Here is a 19530-nt window from a genome sequence, read left to right on the forward strand (position 1 = left end):
TCATGGAAAACAATAAAGTTTTAGAAGCTGTTGGTTTGAGTAAATATTTTTATGATCCTGTGAAATTTCAGGTCTTAAAAGAAATCAACATGAGTATTAATCATGGTGAGTTTGTTTCGATAGTAGGAAAATCAGGTTGCGGAAAATCGACTTTGTTGTATTTACTTTCTACCATGGATACGGATTATGATGGAAAAATATTTATTCATAACGAACTTGTTACTGGAAAAACCGATAAAGAATTAGCATTAGTTAGAAATGAAAAAATAGGTTTCGTTTTTCAGTTTCATTATTTATTGGCAGAATATAATGTCTTAAAAAATGTCATGCTTCCGGGAATGAAATTAGGCAAATATTCCAATCAGGAACTCGAACATCGAGCGATGGAGCATTTAAAAACATTGGACATGGAAGATCAAGCTCTCAAAATGCCTAATCAATTGAGTGGTGGACAAAAACAGCGCGTGGCAATTGCTCGCGCTTTAATAAATGATCCTTTGATTATAATGGGTGATGAGCCTACAGGAAATTTAGACAAGAAAAATAGCGATTTGGTTTTTGATATATTTAATAAGTTGACCCAAGAGCAAAATCAGACTTTATTGGTTGTAACGCATGATAGCGATTTTGCCGAACGGACTAATAGAATCATTACCATGGAAGATGGGACTATTATTTAACTACAATCTCGTGTTTGTATAGCAATCCTTTAAGTCCTTCCAAAGAGAAAACAGCTTTTTTTAATTTTGTCTTGGTTGGGTCAATAGTGTAGTTGTAACTTGTTTTAAAATTCGCTTTATTAGCAATTGCTTTTGCAAATTCAGAACGGTATAAATCGCAATTTTCAAAAATGACTTCGGTTAAATCAGTGGCCATAAAATCTACTGCAATTAAACTACAATTGGTAAAGGATGTTCCTTTAATTTTTAGCGTGTAAAATTTGGAGAAATCTAAAATACAATCATTAAAAGTAATTTCGAAAATTAATTTATCGCACATGGCAAAATTTACCTCTTTGATTTTGCAGCGATTGAAAGTTACGGTTCTAAAGGCGACATAATTTATTTTTGCATTGCTAAAAGTACATTCATTGAACGTACAGTCAATAAAAGTTACTGCCAGAAAAATACATTGGGAGAAATTACAATTTGTAAAAGTACAACACTCAAATTCCTTAAAATTGACTTCTTCTTCGCTATAAATGATGTTATTGTATTCAATATCTAGAAAATATTCAGGCATTTATGGGTTTTAAATTCAAGTTTAAGGCGATTATTTTGCGCAACAAAGAAACAAAATTCTATAGCTATACAATTCAGAATCAGAAATAATTATTTTAAAATTTTAAACTCTGTCGTAATCTCCTTTCCAATTAATAATGGCTTTTTTAATTGCTGTTCCTGAAAGATTTTCATTCAGTGTTCTTTCTAGCAGCGCAGGAAGGTCATCATCTGGTGCAAAACGTAAGGCAAATAATTGGTCGTCATTTAATTGGTGTTCAAAATCCTCCATTCTCTTTCCTGTTATTGAAAAATAGCGGTACCGAAGCTCTAAGCGTACGATTCTGTTTTGTAAAGTCAAAGCGTAATGCTGGCGTAACATGAAAGCCAGACAAAATAGAATGACAAAAATACCACTAATGAAAATCCAAATCAATTTCTCAGTGGTCGTAAAAACAAAATAGATGCTAAAGGCCAGAAATGTCATTATTATAGGATAATAAACAAAATGATGGGGCGGATAATATCGAATATGGTTTTTATAAGATTGTGTTTCCATAATTTTCTTTTAAAGTTTTTTTAAAGGTAGTCAAAGCAATAACTATTCGAGCGTAGTTTCAAGTTTTATATCTGATATGCATTACTGTATTAATTTTAATATCTTAGTTGTAAAGTACATTTAAAGCTTTTACCAAAGGAAGTTTCATTTTTTGTGCCACCTCCAAAAAGGTATTTAAATCCTCCATACTACACTCGAATTTTTTGAGTATCCAGCTTTTCCCGTGAAGATTGATTTTGAGAGTATGCATTTAAATTAATTGGTAAAAAAGAGAGGTTTATAAAATTAAATAGAATAGCTGTTGGCTCCTAATTTATTTTCAGGATTAAATGGTTTCGTTTTTTTGGCTAGTTTATGCGATATCTAATAGATTTTAGGATTCATGACCTTCTTATCAAATATGTGTTACTAACATATTTCGTCAAAAAAAGCTTTTGTTTCTTGTTCGAAAATTTTAACAGGAATTTGGTGCGCCAACTCTTTTTTAATAGTTATAGTATAATCAGTTGTCGGATTACTATGTTGTGCGAAATAGTTTAAGTTGTCTTTTGCCTTGATAACATCATCCTGGGCACCCAAAACAATTCGTATGAAAGCGGAGTTGTTGATAGGCAAGGTTGCAGGTATTATTTGCTCGACTGCATTGCGGTAGGGCAGTGCCGGATTGTACAGCAAGGCACAAATACCCATATTATTTGCCAAATGAAACGCGGCAAAACCTCCCATACTGCTACCTATGATTGCATTGATGTCCTGACTGTGATATTCATCGTACAGCATTTGAATCATATTTGGATTCGATTTGTAATCTAAATCGGGAGCGATAACCGTTCCGTAAGTTTCGAGAATGGCTCTTTTTGGGGCACTTAATTTGCTTTCGAGCCCGTGGAGGAAAAGGATGTTCATGGTATGTTTTTCTTTAAAATTCAATATCGTGTGCATTATTTTTATTCCCTTCTATAAGGTACTTTTTATATTCTTCTTTGGTTTGCACTTGGTCCGGCCAAAAGGTTTTGGCATAAAAATACAATATTTATAGTTTTGATGTTGTTGTTTTATTCTGTCATATAATGGCTGACAAATGATTTATCTTTGGAAACAATATAAGTTCAGCATGGATTTTTTTTTATCAATTTGTATCCGGAACTGGAGCATGAAACTGCAATTCAAAACTTAAATTTGGGTGTTAAAAAACTACTATTTTACGGAAATCCGTAAAGGTTATTACTTTTTAAAGTTTATGTTTACTGCGATTTGGAAGTTAGGAAATATTTTTTTTTGATATATAGGGATTAAAAAAAAAGAGTTGCTAAACTATAGTTTGTAGAAGCTATAAAAACAGTTTTCGAACATTTATTACAAAAAGATACATAGTACAGGAAAGTGAAACAGTGCTGAAGAATAAACGGTTTGCAAAGGACAGCAACTATGTTGCTACATGCGTAAACATAACAATTAAAATATGAGTATAAAGATTTTACATACCGCCGATTGGCATATTGGAAAGCAGTTACTGAAAATTGATTTTTTAGAGGACATGAATCTTTTTTTGCACTGGTTAATCAAATGTATTGAAGAGAATGAAATAAATGTGTTATTGATGTCAGGAGATTTGTTCGATCAGGCAAATCCATCACAGCTGGCAATGAAGCAGTATTATTATTTTTTAAAGCAATTACTACCCTTGAAATGTAAGGTTATTTTAACTGGAGGAAATCACGATTCTCCCCATGTTATCAATGCCCCAAAAGAACTTTTGGAAATCCTGGACATTACTGTTGTAGGTGGTGTTCCTGAGGCTGTTTCTGAATTGTTTGTCGAAATTGAAGTAGATAACCAAAAAGTAGTTGTTGCCGCTGTTCCTTTTTTAAGGGATAAAGACATTCGGAATGTAGTTCCTGGAGAATCGTATGATGATAAAATTGAACTCATTAGACACGGAATTAACACTTATTTTAGCGGAGTAAATGAGTATTACAAAGCCAATCACAATGGTGTTCCGTTTATCGTTATGGCACATTTATATGCTCAGGGTGCTTCTGTATCAGAAAGTGAACGCGAAATCCAAATTGGAAACCAGGCGGGTGTCGAATCTGCAATTTTTGGGGAAGAACCGCATTATGTTGCTTTAGGACATATCCACAGACCGCAAATTGTCGGGAAATCGCATATCAGATACAGCGGTTCCCCAATTGCATTGAGTTTCAGTGAAAAAGAAGATCGTAAAGAAGTTGTTATTTTAGAATTGGAAGGAAATGAATTCAATATATCATCTTTGCCAATCCCACAATTCAGAAAATTGATCTCCATAAAAGGAACAGTTGAAGAAGTAAAAAAAGTAATATCAAACTACAAATCAGAATCCTCGTTAATCGATTTGGCCGAAGTGCTGATTGAAGAGGAAAATGAGAATATTGAACACATCAGAATATTGGAAGAATTACTGACCACTGAGTCGGAAAACGGACTGCAGATTTTAAAAGGTAGTATTAAATTTAAGAATGAGCTTGCAGGGACTTCAAAATTACTGACAAAAGGAGAAGACGTCAGCGATTTTTCCCCACTGCAATTGTTTGAAAAGCGCTTGGAGCAGGATGCCTCGATAGAAAGCACTCAGGATTTTGTAAACGCTTTTAAGGAAATAATGGAGTCTATGCAATCTTCGGATTCAATCGATTAATATCGTACCAATAAAACTTTCATATGAAAATTTGTAAAATAAAATTTAAAAATATACATGCTCTGAAAGGGGAGCATACCATCGATTTTGAAAATGGTATCCTCGGAGAAGCAGGTCTTTTTGTAATTACGGGCGCAACGGGAACTGGTAAATCAACCATTCTGGATGTGATAACCCTCGCTTTGTATAATAAAATTCCCAGAATAGAAAAATCAATCACTGAAAAAGTAATTGAGGAAGAAGGTGTTATCCTGACTAAAAATGCCTTGGATTGTTATGCGGAAGTGGAATATGCGGTTAAAGGCAAAAGATATTTGTCTTCCTGGTCCATCCGCAGAACCAGAACGGGATCATTAGATAAGCGAAAACAAGAATTAATTGAAGTTACAACCGGTAAAATTTTAGTTTCAGGCGTAAACGAAGTGATTAGTGAAAACGAACGAATCATTGGTCTGAATTACAATCAGTTTGTCCAATCGATGATTCTTGCCCAAGGTCAGTTTTCAAAATTGCTTTTGGCTAAAAAAGACGACCGAAATGCACTTTTAGAGGAAATAACGGGTTCTTCCATTTATCGAAAGATAGGCAGGGCTGTATTTCAACGATTCAGGGGAGTGGAAGACGCAGTAAAGACCCAACAAATCAAAATGGGGGAAACAGTCTTGTTGAGTGATGAATCTATGAAAGAGATTCAGGATGATATAGTCGAGAAAAAGCCATTGTGTATTGCTACCGAAAAAAAACAAAAGGAGCTCGAAAACAAAAAAGCACTGAAAGAAAGCATTCTTAAAAATATCCAGAAAAAAGAGGCAAACCAAATCGAATGGAAAGCTTTTTTGACTGATAAAAAAGAAGTAGCAATTCAGGAACAACAACTGGAAGTGCATGATAGTGTGGTGGTTTTCAAAGACCAAATGATCCAGATAGAACAGGCAGATAAAACGGCATTAGAACTTTCTGCCACAATAGAAAAAGGAAAACAACGTATCTTAGATTTTGAAGCTACTAAAAAGGAGTTGATTCAATCCGCCTCCGAATTGATAGCCAAAGAAGTAACGGAAGATAAACTGGAGCTTTTACTGGAGGATTTCAGGGAAAAGGTAGTTTCTCTTCAGGAAGCTGAAAAGGAAAAATTAAATGAAGCTAAGCAGGAAGCACAGCGTATTAAGGACAAATTACAGCAACTTAAAGCGTTTGGAATAACATTAATCGAAAACGAAAATCTAGCGCTGCAAATCAGACAGGAATTAAACACAATTGAAGTTGAAATAAAACGTAAAGGGCTTTCGACCATTGATGCGGTTCGCACAAAAAAGGAAGAACTGTCAAAACTGGTTTTGCCTGCTAGCCAATTAATTGGTGATCGGAAATTATATGATTTAAAAAGCGAGGGAATAGCAGAATTAAAAATTAAAATTAAAAGCCAGTTCAGTGAAATCAATAATTTCATTGAATCCGAAAAACTCCAAAAAGCAGAATTGGATAATCTGCTTCCAATAGTTGAAAAAGCAAAGGTGGAACTAGAAGACTGGAAGCAACGTAAAAGTCTTGATCAGCATCGTGCTGAGCTAGAACCCGGCAAGCCTTGTCCATTATGTGGCTCTGAAAACCATCCTTACGCAGAAAGTATCGAAGATATTTTGGTCAGCACATTGCAGGATAAATTGAATGAACTCACCAAAAAATCAGAAGAGTTAAAAACAATCCTATTGCAAACGGAAGCAAAAAAAGCAGGTTTGCAAACGACCAATTCTAAGGAGGAATTGGATTTAGAAATAAGGGCGGCAGATTTTAAGATTTTAGAAAATGATATCGCGGTATTGTGTTCCCAATTGAAGTGGAATAAGGAAGATCTGCTCGAAAAATGGGAATCCGAGTTTACTACTTTACAGCAAGAGCAAACCGAATTAGACAAATTAGGGAAGTGCATACAGGCCAAAGTAGTTTTGAACGAAATGGAACAGTTAAATAGCAGCTACTCCGTTTTGAAAACGGCTTATATACTAGCTAAAGAAACGCTATTGTCGGTTTATAACAAAAATGACATCAATAACGCTGTTAGTGATTTGAATAGGAAATTTAGTGTATGTCGTTCGGAACTTAACGCACTGACGGCACAGCTTTCTGAATTTATAGCCAGTAGAACCAAAACGGTAGCTCTTAAAGAGCAGTTATTAGCCGTTCTTATCCCTGAACTTCAAAAAAAGGAGATTGATTCATTGTTAATATTGAAATCTAAAATACTCGAGGAATCCAATGCGAGTCAAATTCGTAAAAAGTTACAAATGCTAAAGGACAACGAGATACGCCTGCAGACTAGTCTAAAAGCAATTGATGAAACCTTAGCCGAAGAAGAGCTATTAAATGATACTACGGTTACACTGGATGAACTAATAATATTACTGCCCGCAGTAATTAAAGAGTTTGCCATACTTCAAAAACACATTTGGGATCAGGAGAAACGAATCGAAATTGATACTCTAAACAGAGCGAAGCAAAAGAATAGCCAGGAAGCGTTGGATGCTTTGAATAAAGATTTGTCGCTTTGGAGTAAAATGAATATGCTTATTGGTGATGCACAGGGGAAAAAATTCTCCAATTTCGTGCAGGACTTAACCTTGAGACAATTACTTGAATATGGAAACATACGTCTTAGAGGTTTTTCAGATCGTTATTTGCTGGATGTTACCAATGATTCCGATGGTTTGAAAGTTATTGATACGTATATGGGAAACACCAAGCGTTCCGTATCATCCTTGTCAGGGGGAGAAACTTTTAAATTAAGTTTGGCATTGGCTTTTGGATTATCAGATTTGGCCGCTCGTAATGTTGAAATTGAGTCCTTGTTTATTGATGAAGGTTTTGGTTCTTTAGATCCAGAATCCTTAGATCAGGCGATAAGCATACTCGAGAACATGCAAAACGAGAGTAATAAATCCATCGGTATAATATCACATGTGGGCGAATTGAAAGACCGTATTGGTTCAAAAATAAAATTAGTTAGAACCGGTGCCGGATACAGTACAATTGAAATCGAATAGCTGTAGAATTATAAAATCCCCGCCAATTAAAAAGTAAAAGGAAAGGGAATTGACATACCAATAAATCAAACTAAGATTTTTATTACCTTGGCAATTGTAAAAATTACTTTCGTCTATGCCGTTATTTCAAAATTCAGTTGTTACAAAACAATTACAAAGTCAAGATAAAATCAAATTGGTTGCGCAATGGAATGTTTTCAAAGAACATTTTCACAATCCAACTATTCAAGATAATATTCGTTCAAGTAAAGAAGAACAATACCAAGGCGAGTTCTTAATAGATTTGTTTGTAAATGTATTGGGATATACTAAAAATCCAACCCCTAATTATAATTTAACAACAGAATACAAAAACGTTAAAGACAGTAAAAAGGCGGATGGGGCAATACTCATAAAAGACAAAGTTACAGCTGTAATTGAGCTAAAAGGAACGAATACAACCGATTTAAATAAAATTGAAGTTCAGGCTTTTGGATATAAAAACAACCAACCTGATTGCGTTTATGTAATTACGGCAAACTTTGAAAAGTTACGTTTCTATATTGATAACGCCACCGAATATGTAGAGTTCAATCTTTTTAGTCTTACTCTAAAGGAATTTGAATTACTCTATTTGTGTTTGGCTTATGAGAACATTGCCAATGATATTCCCAAGAAACTCAAAGAACAATCTTTGAGCCAGGAAAAAGACATAACCAAAAAATTATATTCGGATTATTCGCTATTTAAAAGAGAATTACACCAAGATTTAGTCAAACAAAATCCTGATTTTGACGCGTTGGAATTATTCCAAAAATCTCAAAAATTATTAGATCGTTTTTTGTTTATTTTCTTTGCCGAAGATAGAAATTTGCTGCCTACTAATTTGATTTTCAGAATCAACCAAGAATGGCGACAATTGCAGGAAATGCGCATGAATATTTCGCTTTACGACCGCTACAAAATCTATTTTAATGATTTGAACCAAGGCGCAAAAGTTGTGTTGCCAGCTTTTTCTGAAACAAGGACGGCACAAAAAGAAGAGCATCAGATATTTGCCTACAATGGTGGATTGTTTCATCCGGATGCCATTTTAGACCACATCAAAATTGATGATGAATTGCTTTACAAACACACGCAAAGATTAAGCAATTACGACTTTCAGAGTGAAGTTGACGTAAACATCTTGGGGCATATTTTTGAAAATTCATTGAATGAATTAGACGAAATAACAAATGCAACAATGGGTTTAAACCCATTGGCAAGAGAGCAAACCAAACGAAAAAAAGACGGCGTTTTCTATACGCCCAAATACATTACCAAATATATTGTTGACAATACGGTTGGTAAATTATGTATCGACAAAAAAGCCGAACTCAAAATCATTGAGGAAGACTATGTTAGCAACAATGGGCTTAAGCGCATTGCAAAGAAAATCAAACAACCCTTATTAGAAAAACTAAACGCGTATAGAAATTGGTTGTTGCAAATTACGATTTGCGACCCGGCTTGTGGCAGTGGCGCATTTTTGAACCAAGCTTTAGAATTTTTGATTGCAGAACACGGATATATTGACGAACTCCAAGCCAAATTATTTGGCGATGCAATGGTTTTGAGCGATGTAGAAAAAAGCATTCTCGAAAACAACCTTTTTGGAGTAGATTTGAATGAAGAAAGTGTGGAAATCGCCAAACTCTCCTTATGGCTACGCACCGCACAACCCAATAGAAAATTAAACGACTTAAACAGCAATATTAAATGCGGCAACTCATTGATTGACGATGAAACCATTGCTGGTGACAAAGCTTTTAACTGGCAGACCGCATTTCCTAAAATATTCACAGAAAAGCAAAAAAAGCCTTGGCACATCACAACAGCTATTCACGATAGTCGCACTTCTCAAAGAATGATAGATTATAAAGTGAGAGAAAAAAGAGCAATGGGAACAATGCCCGAACCACAAATAAATTATCTTACGGATAATGACGAAATGGTAATTGCAGAAACCGTTTCAATTTTAGTAAATGAACAACATCTAAATATTTTGGCATTTAATATTTGCAAAGACCATATTCATATCGTTTTGGTTTGCGAAGAGGAAGAAGTAAATGAAATAGTAAGAAAAATAAAAGGACGAACAGCCCGCGAGGTCAATAAAAATAACGGAATAAATCCTATAATCGACAAAGATTACAATAATGGGTTTAAACCCATTGTCGAAAGCACTGGAGAAAAAAGCATTCCGTTGTGGACACAAAAATTTGGATGTAAAGAAATAGTTGATGAAAACCAATTGACTAATACAATTAATTACATAAAAACAAACAGAGCAAAACACAATTTGCCCGACAATAGCAACAAGGGGTTTAAATCCCTTGTCGATAGTATATCTTGTACTTACGAACACGCTTTTAGAGAAGAATATAAAGGAGGTTTTGATGTGATTATTGGAAATCCGCCTTATGTAAATAGTAAAGAAGAAATGTTTACTAAAGAGGTAAAGGAATTCTTTATACAGAATTATAAAACTTCAGCATACCAAATTGACTTATACATTTTATTTCTTGAAAAAAGTTTGAAACTAATTTCTAATATAGGGACGTCATCTTTAATTGTTCCTAATTCGTGGTTAAACAATTTATTTTTAGAAAATGTCAGGAAATTCTTTTTGACTAATTCACAAATTATTGAAATTGTTTCAATGCCATCTAATACTTTTTTAGATGCTAATGTTGATACAATAATTGTAACATTTGAAAATTCAAAAGATAAATTGACCAAGCTAACAAAATGTACTAATGAACAATTTGATGTTACTGGGGAGATTAATCAAATGGATTGGTTTAAAGAAAAAGGTGCGTATATAAACGTTCATATTACTAAAAATATTAATGAGATATTTAAGAAATTAAATCATAATTCAATATCATTAGAAGCTTTAGCGGATATTGGCAGAGGTGTTGGGGTTTATCATAAGCGAGTTGGACATACAAAGGAATTTATTGAAAAAGATCCTTTTCAATCTGATAAAAAAGACGATGCTACTTTTTTGCCATATTTAAGAGGTAGAAATGTTCAATCAGGATATTTGAATTGGAACAATGATAGTTATATAAGTTATGGAAGATGGTTAGCAGAACCGAGAGATCCTAAATTTTTCACAGGACAAAGAATAGTTTTGAGACAAATTCCATCTAAAAAGCTGATTGTCGCTTATTTGGATCAAGATTTTGTAATTGACCAATCAGTATTTATTGCAAGATTTTATGATAATTCAAAATTTAATTCTAAATCTATAATGTCAATTTTAGGCTCAAAATTGATGGCTTTTTATTTCAAATTTAACTATTCAGAATTTGATGACTTGTTTCCTAAAGTTAAATTACAGCATTTTAAATCTTTTCCTATTTCAGAAAAATTAATTGATATTGATATAAAGTTAGGAAGTTTGAGTAATGAAATAATAGAATTTAAAAATCAACAACAAGAACAATCGCAAAAGTTTCAAAGAACGATACAACGAAAGTTTTTTAGTACTACTGATGACAAGGGGTTTAAACCCCTTGTTGATAGTGATAGTAATAGTAATAGCGTTCTTCCAAAAAAACTACAAGATTGGTATTTGTTGTCGTATGCTGATTTCATCAAAGAACTGGCAAAAAAGAAAATAAAACTAGCCCTTTCGCAGGAAGCCGAGTGGGAAGAGTATTTCACTACCGAAGCCAAAAAAGTACTGGAAATCAAAACCCAAATCTACACCACCGATAAAGCTATTGATGCAATGATTTATGAATTGTATGGGTTGAGTAGTGAGGAAATAGAGATTGTAGAAAATAGTTAGTTATGGCAACCGATTTATACCTTATTAGCAATATTGAAACTAGGAAAGAAGATGTTCTTGATAACAAAGATATCTATCTTCAAAAACTTAAAGAGTTAAAATTAGAGCATACAAGTAATTTTAGAGATGGGAAATATAAACAATGTGAAGGCGATTGGGAATATGAATTTCCATACACTTATGACGAGGTTTTAGATACAATTATTTCTGATGAAGACACCACAGAACTTATATATTATTCCAGTCCTTTTGTTTTTAGTATAAGAGTATATGAAAACTGTTTAGAATTAACTACAATTTATAAATATCGTTATTTATATGAAGATGAATACAAGCAGTTGGATATAGCAAAAGAAAATTTGCTTGAATTTAGAAGAAATATATTTGATATTATATCCATTTTTGGCGGAACAGAAATAATTTATTTAGCTGATAATGCTTGTGATAAAATAGCAACATATTTAGAATGTTGGGCTTGGGAAGGCAAATCCTATGACGAAATAAAGCAAGATATGATTGCTAAAAACTTACCCTTTAGAAGCGATTATGAAAATTTAAAGTTAAACGATTTAAGTTATAGAAATATTACAGAAATTATTTTTGACGACTTTAAGGATTTTAAAGTTTAATACATCAAATTATAATGATTATGATAGCAATGGTTTATGAGTTGTATGGTTTGAGTAAAAAAGAGATTGGAATTGTAGAAAATAGTTAAATGGCAAAAGAATACATATATCATAACTTTATTTGGAAAGGCATATTTAGCAATATAAATACTAATAGAATTTATCCTCGATTTAAAAAAGGAGAACAATTTACAATCGGTTTCAATAGTATTACTCATAGTTGTGTTGGATTACCTAATTACACGATCAAAAATTCTGAAACTAAATTTTATTTATCCATTAAGGACACTGGAGAAGCTTTTGAGTTTATTAGTAATTGGATTGCAACCAAAATGAAAGGAGCTTTTTTGGAAACTATATTCGATGAAATTGTAAATCAAAACAAAATAGAAAATGAGTATGTAAACTGGAGAGGTTTTTTATTTGATTACTTACTAAAAATAAAAGAAAGAGCAACCGATTTAAAACTTTTAAAATCTTCCGAAGATAAAATTGAATTGAGTTTTAAAGTTCATCTTAGTCAATTACAAGAAACCTTTGAACCAATTGAATTTTTTGACCCCCTTTTTATACTTGAGTTAGGAGGCAAAAGCCCAAAAGAAGTCTATAAAATTGGTTTAGATTTTTTAGATATTGATAATAAAAAGTGTATTGGTATTCTTAAAACAATAGTAGAAGAAATGCCGTTTGTTGGCTTAATTATTGGGATTGCCTATTTCTATGAAGGCAAAAGTGAACTTTCAAACAATTATATTAAAGATGCGTTAAGTAAAATTGACAGTATTGATTTTTCAGATGATTTTACGGGGTTAATAGCAGAAATTATTGCCACGAATGAATATAATTTAGGTACTGTAAACGATAGAACCATAAGAATGTTTTTTGCTGTATTAGATATAAATCAAAGCCCTACGGCATTAATAAAATTGTCTTATATAATTTTGAGTAAAAACATCAAACATTTAAAAGAATTTGCATTAGAAAATGTAGCAATTGCAATAGAATATAATTTGAATGATGAAAACGAATCAACTAAAATTTCGGCATTTCATATAATATGTTCTGTTTTGTTATGGAATGATAAATTTGATGAAGCTGAAAAATATCATCCTTATTTTTTGAATGAGAATAACGATTTTATTAAATATCATTTCGAACACGTTGAGGGATATATAACATTAGCCCTTGCAAAAGATAATCATAACTTCATTTCAAATTTAATTTTAGATTTTCCACATTTAAGAAATAGAGCTTCGGGATTGTTTAACGCTTGGAATTTTGAAAATTTAGAATTGAAAAATAAAGTTTGGGGAAATCTAAATAGTTACAACTATACTAAAATTAACAACGCTAAAAAGATGTATTGTGATTAAAAAAAAATGATGTTTATAATGTGGTCAAAAATAGTTTTAACGTCTATAAAAAGAAGTAATAAATATCAGCAATACAAAAATCGTACAAATATAGAAATAAAAAATCCCTAATCCTTGAAAATCAAGTATTTAGGGATTTTTAAAGTGACCTTGACTGGATTCAAACCAGTAACCTCTTGAGCCGTAATCAAGTGCGCTATTCAGTTGCGCCACAAGGCCATTTTTGTAAGACATATTGCTGTTAAGCGCCTTAGCGGGTGCAAATATAGGAATAATTGTGTAATTTGCAAGAGTAATTATGTAAAAAAATAAAAAAATATGCCACTTAAGAATTACATACGTGATATTCAGGGTTTTCCTAAAGAAGGAATTTTGTTCAAGGACATTACTCCCTTGCTAATTGATCCCGAAGCAAGGAATAAATGCCTTGAAATATTGGTTTCAACTCTTAAAGATAAAAAAATAGACAAGGTAATAGGAGTGGAGAGTCGGGGTTTTTTCTTTGGGATGCTTATCGCACAAGAATTAAATGTTGGTTTTATTCCAGTTCGAAAGCCTAACAAGCTGCCTTACGAAACTATTTCAGCGACCTATGAATTAGAATATGGAACGGATACTTTAGAAATTCATGTTGACTCGATTCAAAAAGGAGATCGAATTCTAATTCACGATGATGTTTTGGCAACTGGAGGAACGGCTAAAGCGGTATGTGAATTGGTAGAAAGATTGGGAGGTGAAATTGTACAATGCAATTTCTTGATGGAATTGACTTTCCTAAATGGAAGAGCAAAAATCAAGGGAAATGAGATTTTTGCTGGAATAACATACTAATCTAAAGCTCGGGTAGTTACATAATAGCGATACCCAATAATTGCCATTTGCCATTTCTTGGCTTTAGCCAAGTCCAATCGCTGTTTAGTGAAACTAGGAAAAATGACTTTGTTGATTTGGGCTAAAATTTTAAACATTGGTGATTTTTTTCAAAGATATAAAAAAGACGGTCTTGATGAGTGACCGTTTTTTTGGTTATTTTTAGAAAAATAAAATTAATTATTACGTTTTTCCAAGGCGTCTCTGTATTTTTCCATGGCATCTTCGTATTTAGTCATTTCTTTTTCAAATATTTGTTCGCGTTTGGCCATTACTTCTTCTACTTCTTTTTCATAGGTGGTCATATCTGGCTCGAATGATTCCATCTTTTTTTCGAATTCTTTCATTTTTCTCTCAAATTCAGCCATTGCTTTTTTATCTTTTACGTTCGATGGATGAGCAGGTGGCGAAGGCAGTTTTGACATATCAATAGGAGGAGCTACTGGCATTGGTCCGTCAGGAAATTTTGGAGGTGTTGGCGGAGTTGGAATATCGGTATCATTGAAAGTTTGAGTATTAGTTTTAGTGGTGATTCTAATTGTTTTTTCTTTTTTATTGACATCCATTTTGTCAATTGTATTTTGGTCAAGTTGTAACAATTCATTTTTATCTGCTTTTTCGCCATCGATATAAATGTCATTCTCAGTAATTGTTTTGTGGAATTTTTTTGTAACGATTCTGATTTCTTGTTGATCATTTTTTTTATTTACATCCATGCGCTCAATTTCATCAGGATCTAATTTATCCATATCATTTTGACTTACTTTTTCTCCATTAATGAAAATTTCTTTGTCAATAGAAAGCATTTTATCGGAAGATGAGGTTTTAATATTCGCATCAATTTCAGCATCACTGATGTCAATTTTACCTCCTTTATGCTTGATATAGATATCTTTGATTGTGCTATTGCTGTGTTGTTTATAAGTTCCATTACCATATAAATTCCCATTGTAGTTGACCGTTATTCCTGTGATTTCCTTACTTGAATTGCGTTCTATTTCAGAGAATATTAAATCGCAATTAAATTCTTTTTTGAAAAATTCGGCTTTCTTTTTTAATTCTTCATCTGAAAAATTCTTGTTAATCGTTGTAACGACATCCAGTACACTTTTTGACGCATTCTGATTCGTTTTTTCTTGTGCAATAGTTTTAACTTGGAATAAGAATACAAATGCCGCTAATAATGGAAGTACTAAAGCATACTTCCAGGAATTCCATTTTTTTGATTGATTTTTGTTTAACATAACGATTCGTTTTTTGATTAATGATTGATAAAAATGATTGGTGATGGCAACACAATTCTCGTGTGTTGTTATTTTTAAAAGCGTGATTTGATAGGCTTTTTTGTCGGATATTTTCTTTGTAGCTTCACTGTCTGCAATGAATTCAAGGTTTTGTAGCATTGCTTTTTTGTACAGCCAAATGAACGGATTGAACCAAAATACAATACAAAACAATCTCGAAATCAAAACATCAATGGTATGATTCTGTTCGCTGTGTACTTTTTCATGTTCTAAAATATTTTCTAATTCGGAAGCGGTGTATAAAGCCGAATTGTAAACGATGGTATTGAAATAGGAAAATGGAGCTACATTTTCTTTAGTATCTATAAATTTAAAATCGGCTTGTTGTTGGATGGATTTTCCTTTTAGAACAGCATTCAAACTATAAAAATCAAAGGCAAATTTGCCCAGTAAAAGCAATGTTCCAATTCCGTAAGCAAGAGCAGTAAGCAGTGGTAAATAATCTTCAAATGTTTTTTCTTCCGTATAATTTGTCATAGGAATATTTGACCAATTTATAGGATTACTAGCTGGTTCTACCCAGATTATTTTTGTAATAAAAACAAATGGCAAAAGAACTGAAGTAATTAATCCAGCCAATAAAAACCAACGATTGCTTGTGAAAAAGGTTTCTTTTCGTAACATTAAGAAATAAGCTAAATAAAATAGGACGATTAGTCCGCTGGATTTGATGAGATAAATAAACAGTGCTTCCATACGCTTTACATTATATTTTATTCTAGTTTATTGCTTTTTTTGGTTGTTTTAAAACTACTCTTTATGAAGAATTATTTTTTCTCTTCTTGATTTTCAATCATGGTCAGAATTTCCCGTAATTCGGCAGCAGAAATTTTCTCTTCTTTTGCAAAAAAGGAGACCATGTTTTTATACGAACTATTAAAGTAATTGTCGATTGCCGTATTCATAAAACGCTTTCTATAATCTTCCAGACTAACGATAGGGTAATATTGATGGGTGTTCCCAAAGGCATTGTGCGACACGAATCCTTTTTCTTCCAAGTTGCGTACAATGGTTGAAAGTGTATTGTAATGAGGCTGTTCTTCAGTGATTTCGGCCATGACTTCTTTCACAAAAGCTTTTTTGAGCTTCCATAAAATGTGCATGATTTCTTCTTCTTTATTGGTTAACTTTTGCATGAGTTTTTTTATTTAAATCAAATGTAAAACTATATTTATAGTTATGCAACTATAAATATAGTTATTTAACTAATTTTTTAGTTTTTGATTTATTTTGACTTGTTTATAAAGTTATTTTGGAAAGATAAAATTCCTGATTTTCAGTGAAATTGTTTTGAAAATGAGGCCGCGTGAGGGATAAAAGCAAGCTACCAAAGTAGCGCGTATAGCCCGACCGCCTTGATAAAAGGGGCAGTATAACCTGCTAGTTAGTTTGCCCCTTTAATCAAGGCGGTCACGCCCAAAGTATTAAAAATGGATTATTTTTGTTCTATTTGAACGAGTTTTTGCAGCCAAATACAACCTAACACGGAAAGAAGTCCTAAGCTGCCCATGAAAAACCAATTGGTCTGATAACCAAAATGGGCTATAAGTTCCAATCCAGTCTTAGAACTCGCAATGTGTGCTAAGCTAAAACTCATGGTAAACAACGCCATGTAGCGCCCTTCATGTCCTTTTGGTGCTCTGCTTAAAGCAAATGAATTAGAGAAAGGAAAGATGAACATTTCTCCAAAAGTCATTATAATTATACCGATTACTAGTATTCCTGCCCAAGTGTTTATCAAAAGGAGGTAAAAACTTATGGACATGAGCACGCATCCCCAAAGGATTATTTTGAGTTTTTGAATGCCTTTTCTTTGGCTGAAACTTACTATTGGCATTTCCAGAAAGAAAATTAATAATCCGTTCAAGGATAATAAAAGTCCGCTTTGAAATTCAGTAAGTCCAAATTTTTCATTGTGATATAAAGGTAAAGTAGTGAAAAGCTGGAAGAACAACATTGCTGTGGCAAAACAGACAAAGAGGAATATCCAGAATATTTTGTCTTTAAAAACGGAAGCAGGGATTTCGGTTTCATCATTTATGGAGTTTAAATCAGCCGGTTTTTTGCGTTCTTTTACCAATATTGCAAAGATCAAAATAGAAACGATACAAGAGCTTCCATCTACCCAAAAAAGTCCTGTATATCCCAAATTCATAATGATTAAACCTCCTAAAGCGGGTCCGGCAGTAAAACCTAAATTAACCGCGAGTCGCACTAAAGTTAAAGCTCGGGTGCGATTTTCAGGTATTGCATACGTTCCTAGGGAAACGAACATGGCGGGACGAAACATGTCAGCTACGGTCATGATAACAAACATCCCGATGCACAATCCCCAAAAAGTACGGATATATTGAACTAAAAATAATAGAATTCCACTGGTAAACAAACTAAAAACCATGATTTTATAAAAACCAATTTTATCAGATAATTTGCCACCCAGCCAGGAGCCTAGCATGGATCCAAAACCAAAAGAAACCATAATCCATCCAACTTGAGCGTACGAAAAATGTAAATCTTCCTTCAAATATTTAGATAGAAAAGGCAAAACCATCGTCCCGGCACGATTTATAAAAGTAATCAAAGTAAGAATCCATACTTCTCTTGTGAATCCTTTAAAATTGTTAATATAACGTTGAAAAGCAGTTTGAAGCATATATAAAGTTCTAATTTTGTAAAGGTAGAAAACTTTGTAGCGTTGCGTCTTTGTAGCATTGTAACTTTTAAACTATTTTTGCTTAAAATTATAAAAATGAGAACACTATTCGCTTTGTTTTTTTTAGTGCAGTTCAATTTTGGCTTTAGCCAAGAGCAATTCGATGTTTCGGCTGTTGCCAAATTTCAAAAGGATTTAAATACAGAATATGCAGATGTGAAAACGAGTCCTTTGACAACCGAAGATTTGGCTGTATTTAAAGCGTTGGATTTTTATCCTGTGAATGAACATTTTTTTGTGATTGCTAAATTTGTCAGAACAAAAAAAGAAAAACCATTTGAGATGAAAACCTCGACGGACAGAAAGCCTTTGTATGTAAAATACGGAGAAGTTTTTTTTACGCTTGATGGAAAAGAACTAAAATTGAATGTGTACAGGAATATTGAACTTTCGAAAAAAGCTTCTTATAAAGACTATTTATTTTTACCGTTTTCTGATTTAACCTCGGGGAATGAAAGTTATATTGGTGGAAAATATATTGACATGAAAGTACCAAAAGGAGAAACGATGGTTATCGATTTTAATACATCGTACAATCCGTATTGTGCATATAGTCATAAATATTCTTGTCCAATTGTCCCATTGGAAAACGATTTGAATATTGAAATAAAAGCAGGTGTTAAAAAATTTCACGACTAATGGAGTTTTTTAATTTACATACTCATAAATTCACAAATCAGTCTGGAGTTTTGGAATTAGTCAATCAATATCCATGGGAATTTGATGCAACGATTCCTTATTATTCTATTGGAATACATCCTTGGTTTATTGTTGAAGAACGATTGGAATCTGATTTTGAGATAATCGAGCGCCAATTACAGGAACCAGGTTGCCTTGCAATGGGCGAATGCGGATTGGATAAACGAATAGAAGTTCCAATGGAATTACAGCAGTTGGTTTTCGAAAAACAGTTGTTTTTGGCACAGAAATATCAGAAACCAGTTGTGATTCATTGTGTTGCCGCTTTTCAGGAATTAATTGAAACTGTAAAAAAAATGAATATTACAGTTCCAATATTGATTCATGGATTTTCTAAAAGTGAACAGTTAGCGAAACAATTATTAGAAAACGGATTTTATATTTCGTTTGGTAAATATTTATTGTTGAATGCTGAGTTGGAGGCCGTTTTTAAAAGCATGCCGAATGATCGTTTTTTCTTAGAAACGGATACGATTGCAGAAAGTTTAGCTACCGTTTATGCTTTGGCAGCAAAATACAAAGGAGTTTCGGTAGAAGAAATTCAGAAAATAATAAGTACTAATTTTAATCAAGTTTTTAATTTATAATCTTGATTTCAGATTTTTTAAGAACTTTAAAATTT

16 protein-coding genes and 1 tRNA gene are annotated in these 19530 nt (G+C 32.8%); 9 read left to right on the forward strand and 8 right to left on the reverse strand.

What is annotated here, in order from left to right; translation table 11 throughout:
• Window positions 1-2: 2 nt before the first annotated feature.
• Complete coding sequence (locus tag T410_RS11505) at window positions 3-680, forward strand: ABC transporter ATP-binding protein (protein WP_035671815.1); 678 nt, start codon at window positions 3-5, stop codon at window positions 678-680.
• Here the strand turns inward: T410_RS11505 and T410_RS11510 are convergent.
• From T410_RS11510 to T410_RS11520, 3 genes are all read right to left on the reverse strand, one after another.
• Window positions 673-1242, reverse strand: coding sequence for a pentapeptide repeat-containing protein (locus T410_RS11510; RefSeq protein WP_035671818.1), 570 nt, complete (start codon window positions 1240-1242; stop codon window positions 673-675). The two genes, T410_RS11505 and T410_RS11510, sit on opposite strands and share 8 nt — an antisense overlap.
• A gap of 102 nt (window positions 1243-1344) precedes the next feature.
• On the reverse strand, window positions 1345-1779 hold the full coding sequence (locus T410_RS11515; protein WP_035671821.1) for a DUF6526 family protein: 435 nt from the start codon (window positions 1777-1779) through the stop codon (window positions 1345-1347).
• 408 nt (window positions 1780-2187) lie between these two features.
• Entirely contained in the window at window positions 2188-2685 is a 498-nt protein-coding gene (locus T410_RS11520; protein WP_035671823.1) for a YqiA/YcfP family alpha/beta fold hydrolase, read from the reverse strand.
• A 556-nt stretch (window positions 2686-3241) separates the two neighbouring features.
• Here T410_RS11520 and sbcD point away from each other — a divergent pair.
• From sbcD to T410_RS11545, 5 genes are all read left to right on the forward strand, one after another.
• Complete coding sequence (gene sbcD, locus T410_RS11525) at window positions 3242-4459, forward strand: exonuclease subunit SbcD (RefSeq protein ID WP_051929403.1); 1218 nt, start codon at window positions 3242-3244, stop codon at window positions 4457-4459.
• 23 nt (window positions 4460-4482) lie between these two features.
• Window positions 4483-7500, forward strand: a complete 3018-nt coding sequence (locus tag T410_RS11530; protein ID WP_035671826.1) for an AAA family ATPase — start codon at window positions 4483-4485, stop codon at window positions 7498-7500.
• A 115-nt stretch (window positions 7501-7615) separates the two neighbouring features.
• Window positions 7616-11320 carry a TaqI-like C-terminal specificity domain-containing protein gene (locus tag T410_RS16505; protein ID WP_051929404.1) on the forward strand — a complete coding sequence of 1235 codons (3705 nt, stop codon included), beginning with the start codon at window positions 7616-7618 and terminating at the stop codon, window positions 11318-11320.
• A 2-nt stretch (window positions 11321-11322) separates the two neighbouring features.
• Window positions 11323-11949: a hypothetical protein gene (locus T410_RS11540; RefSeq protein WP_035671829.1), complete on the forward strand. Its 627-nt coding sequence runs from the start codon at window positions 11323-11325 to the stop codon at window positions 11947-11949.
• A gap of 89 nt (window positions 11950-12038) precedes the next feature.
• Complete coding sequence (locus T410_RS11545) at window positions 12039-13322, forward strand: hypothetical protein (protein ID WP_035671832.1); 1284 nt, start codon at window positions 12039-12041, stop codon at window positions 13320-13322.
• Between the two features lie 145 nt (window positions 13323-13467).
• On the opposite strand, the gene T410_RS11550 is transcribed toward T410_RS11545, so the two are convergent.
• A tRNA-Arg gene (locus tag T410_RS11550) sits at window positions 13468-13541 on the reverse strand.
• A 99-nt stretch (window positions 13542-13640) separates the two neighbouring features.
• Here T410_RS11550 and T410_RS11555 point away from each other — a divergent pair.
• The gene (locus tag T410_RS11555) at window positions 13641-14153 is read left to right on the forward strand and encodes an adenine phosphoribosyltransferase (protein WP_035671835.1); all 513 of its coding nucleotides are present in this window, start codon (window positions 13641-13643) and stop codon (window positions 14151-14153) included.
• Here the strand turns inward: T410_RS11555 and T410_RS11560 are convergent.
• The 4 genes from T410_RS11560 to T410_RS11575 all read right to left on the reverse strand — a co-directional run bounded on the left by T410_RS11560 (window position 14150) and on the right by T410_RS11575 (window position 18149).
• Window positions 14150-14290 (reverse strand): hypothetical protein, encoded by a 141-nt coding sequence (locus T410_RS11560; RefSeq protein WP_035671839.1) that lies wholly within the window; start codon window positions 14288-14290, stop codon window positions 14150-14152. The two genes, T410_RS11555 and T410_RS11560, sit on opposite strands and share 4 nt — an antisense overlap.
• Window positions 14291-14368: 78 nt before the next feature.
• Window positions 14369-16192, reverse strand: coding sequence for a M56 family metallopeptidase (locus T410_RS11565; RefSeq protein ID WP_035671843.1), 1824 nt, complete (start codon window positions 16190-16192; stop codon window positions 14369-14371).
• A 71-nt stretch (window positions 16193-16263) separates the two neighbouring features.
• Window positions 16264-16632 carry a BlaI/MecI/CopY family transcriptional regulator gene (locus tag T410_RS11570; protein ID WP_035671845.1) on the reverse strand — a complete coding sequence of 123 codons (369 nt, stop codon included), beginning with the start codon at window positions 16630-16632 and terminating at the stop codon, window positions 16264-16266.
• 299 nt (window positions 16633-16931) lie between these two features.
• The gene (locus tag T410_RS11575) at window positions 16932-18149 is read right to left on the reverse strand and encodes an MFS transporter (RefSeq protein WP_035671848.1); all 1218 of its coding nucleotides are present in this window, start codon (window positions 18147-18149) and stop codon (window positions 16932-16934) included.
• A 96-nt stretch (window positions 18150-18245) separates the two neighbouring features.
• Between T410_RS11575 and T410_RS11580 the strand changes: the two genes are divergently transcribed.
• Both T410_RS11580 and T410_RS11585 read left to right on the forward strand, forming a co-directional pair.
• A complete protein-coding gene (locus T410_RS11580) occupies window positions 18246-18848 on the forward strand; it encodes a DUF1684 domain-containing protein (RefSeq protein WP_035671850.1) in 603 nt (200 codons plus the stop codon).
• On the forward strand, window positions 18848-19495 hold the full coding sequence (locus tag T410_RS11585; protein ID WP_035671852.1) for a TatD family hydrolase: 648 nt from the start codon (window positions 18848-18850) through the stop codon (window positions 19493-19495). Before T410_RS11580 ends, T410_RS11585 begins: the two co-directional genes overlap by 1 nt.
• Window positions 19496-19530: the final 35 nt, after the last annotated feature.

Source organism: Flavobacterium sp. 83, assembly GCF_000744835.1.
GTDB lineage: Bacteria > Bacteroidota > Bacteroidia > Flavobacteriales > Flavobacteriaceae > Flavobacterium.

What these genes read in the sequence shown, in the direction of transcription:
- T410_RS11505 (WP_035671815.1), top strand. Translation starts at nt 3, where the DNA reads ATGGAAAACAATAAAGTTTTAGAAGCTGTTGGTTTGAGTAAATATTTT.
- T410_RS11510 (WP_035671818.1), bottom strand. Translation starts at nt 1,242, where the DNA reads ATGCCTGAATATTTTCTAGATATTGAATACAATAACATCATTTATAGC.
- T410_RS11515 (WP_035671821.1), bottom strand. Translation starts at nt 1,779, where the DNA reads ATGGAAACACAATCTTATAAAAACCATATTCGATATTATCCGCCCCAT.
- T410_RS11520 (WP_035671823.1), bottom strand. Translation starts at nt 2,685, where the DNA reads ATGAACATCCTTTTCCTCCACGGGCTCGAAAGCAAATTAAGTGCCCCA.
- sbcD (WP_051929403.1), top strand. Translation starts at nt 3,242, where the DNA reads ATGAGTATAAAGATTTTACATACCGCCGATTGGCATATTGGAAAGCAG.
- T410_RS11530 (WP_035671826.1), top strand. Translation starts at nt 4,483, where the DNA reads ATGAAAATTTGTAAAATAAAATTTAAAAATATACATGCTCTGAAAGGG.
- T410_RS16505 (WP_051929404.1), top strand. Translation starts at nt 7,616, where the DNA reads ATGCCGTTATTTCAAAATTCAGTTGTTACAAAACAATTACAAAGTCAA.
- T410_RS11540 (WP_035671829.1), top strand. Translation starts at nt 11,323, where the DNA reads ATGGCAACCGATTTATACCTTATTAGCAATATTGAAACTAGGAAAGAA.
- T410_RS11545 (WP_035671832.1), top strand. Translation starts at nt 12,039, where the DNA reads ATGGCAAAAGAATACATATATCATAACTTTATTTGGAAAGGCATATTT.
- T410_RS11555 (WP_035671835.1), top strand. Translation starts at nt 13,641, where the DNA reads ATGCCACTTAAGAATTACATACGTGATATTCAGGGTTTTCCTAAAGAA.
- T410_RS11560 (WP_035671839.1), bottom strand. Translation starts at nt 14,290, where the DNA reads ATGTTTAAAATTTTAGCCCAAATCAACAAAGTCATTTTTCCTAGTTTC.
- T410_RS11565 (WP_035671843.1), bottom strand. Translation starts at nt 16,192, where the DNA reads ATGGAAGCACTGTTTATTTATCTCATCAAATCCAGCGGACTAATCGTC.
- T410_RS11570 (WP_035671845.1), bottom strand. Translation starts at nt 16,632, where the DNA reads ATGCAAAAGTTAACCAATAAAGAAGAAGAAATCATGCACATTTTATGG.
- T410_RS11575 (WP_035671848.1), bottom strand. Translation starts at nt 18,149, where the DNA reads ATGCTTCAAACTGCTTTTCAACGTTATATTAACAATTTTAAAGGATTC.
- T410_RS11580 (WP_035671850.1), top strand. Translation starts at nt 18,246, where the DNA reads ATGAGAACACTATTCGCTTTGTTTTTTTTAGTGCAGTTCAATTTTGGC.
- T410_RS11585 (WP_035671852.1), top strand. Translation starts at nt 18,848, where the DNA reads ATGGAGTTTTTTAATTTACATACTCATAAATTCACAAATCAGTCTGGA.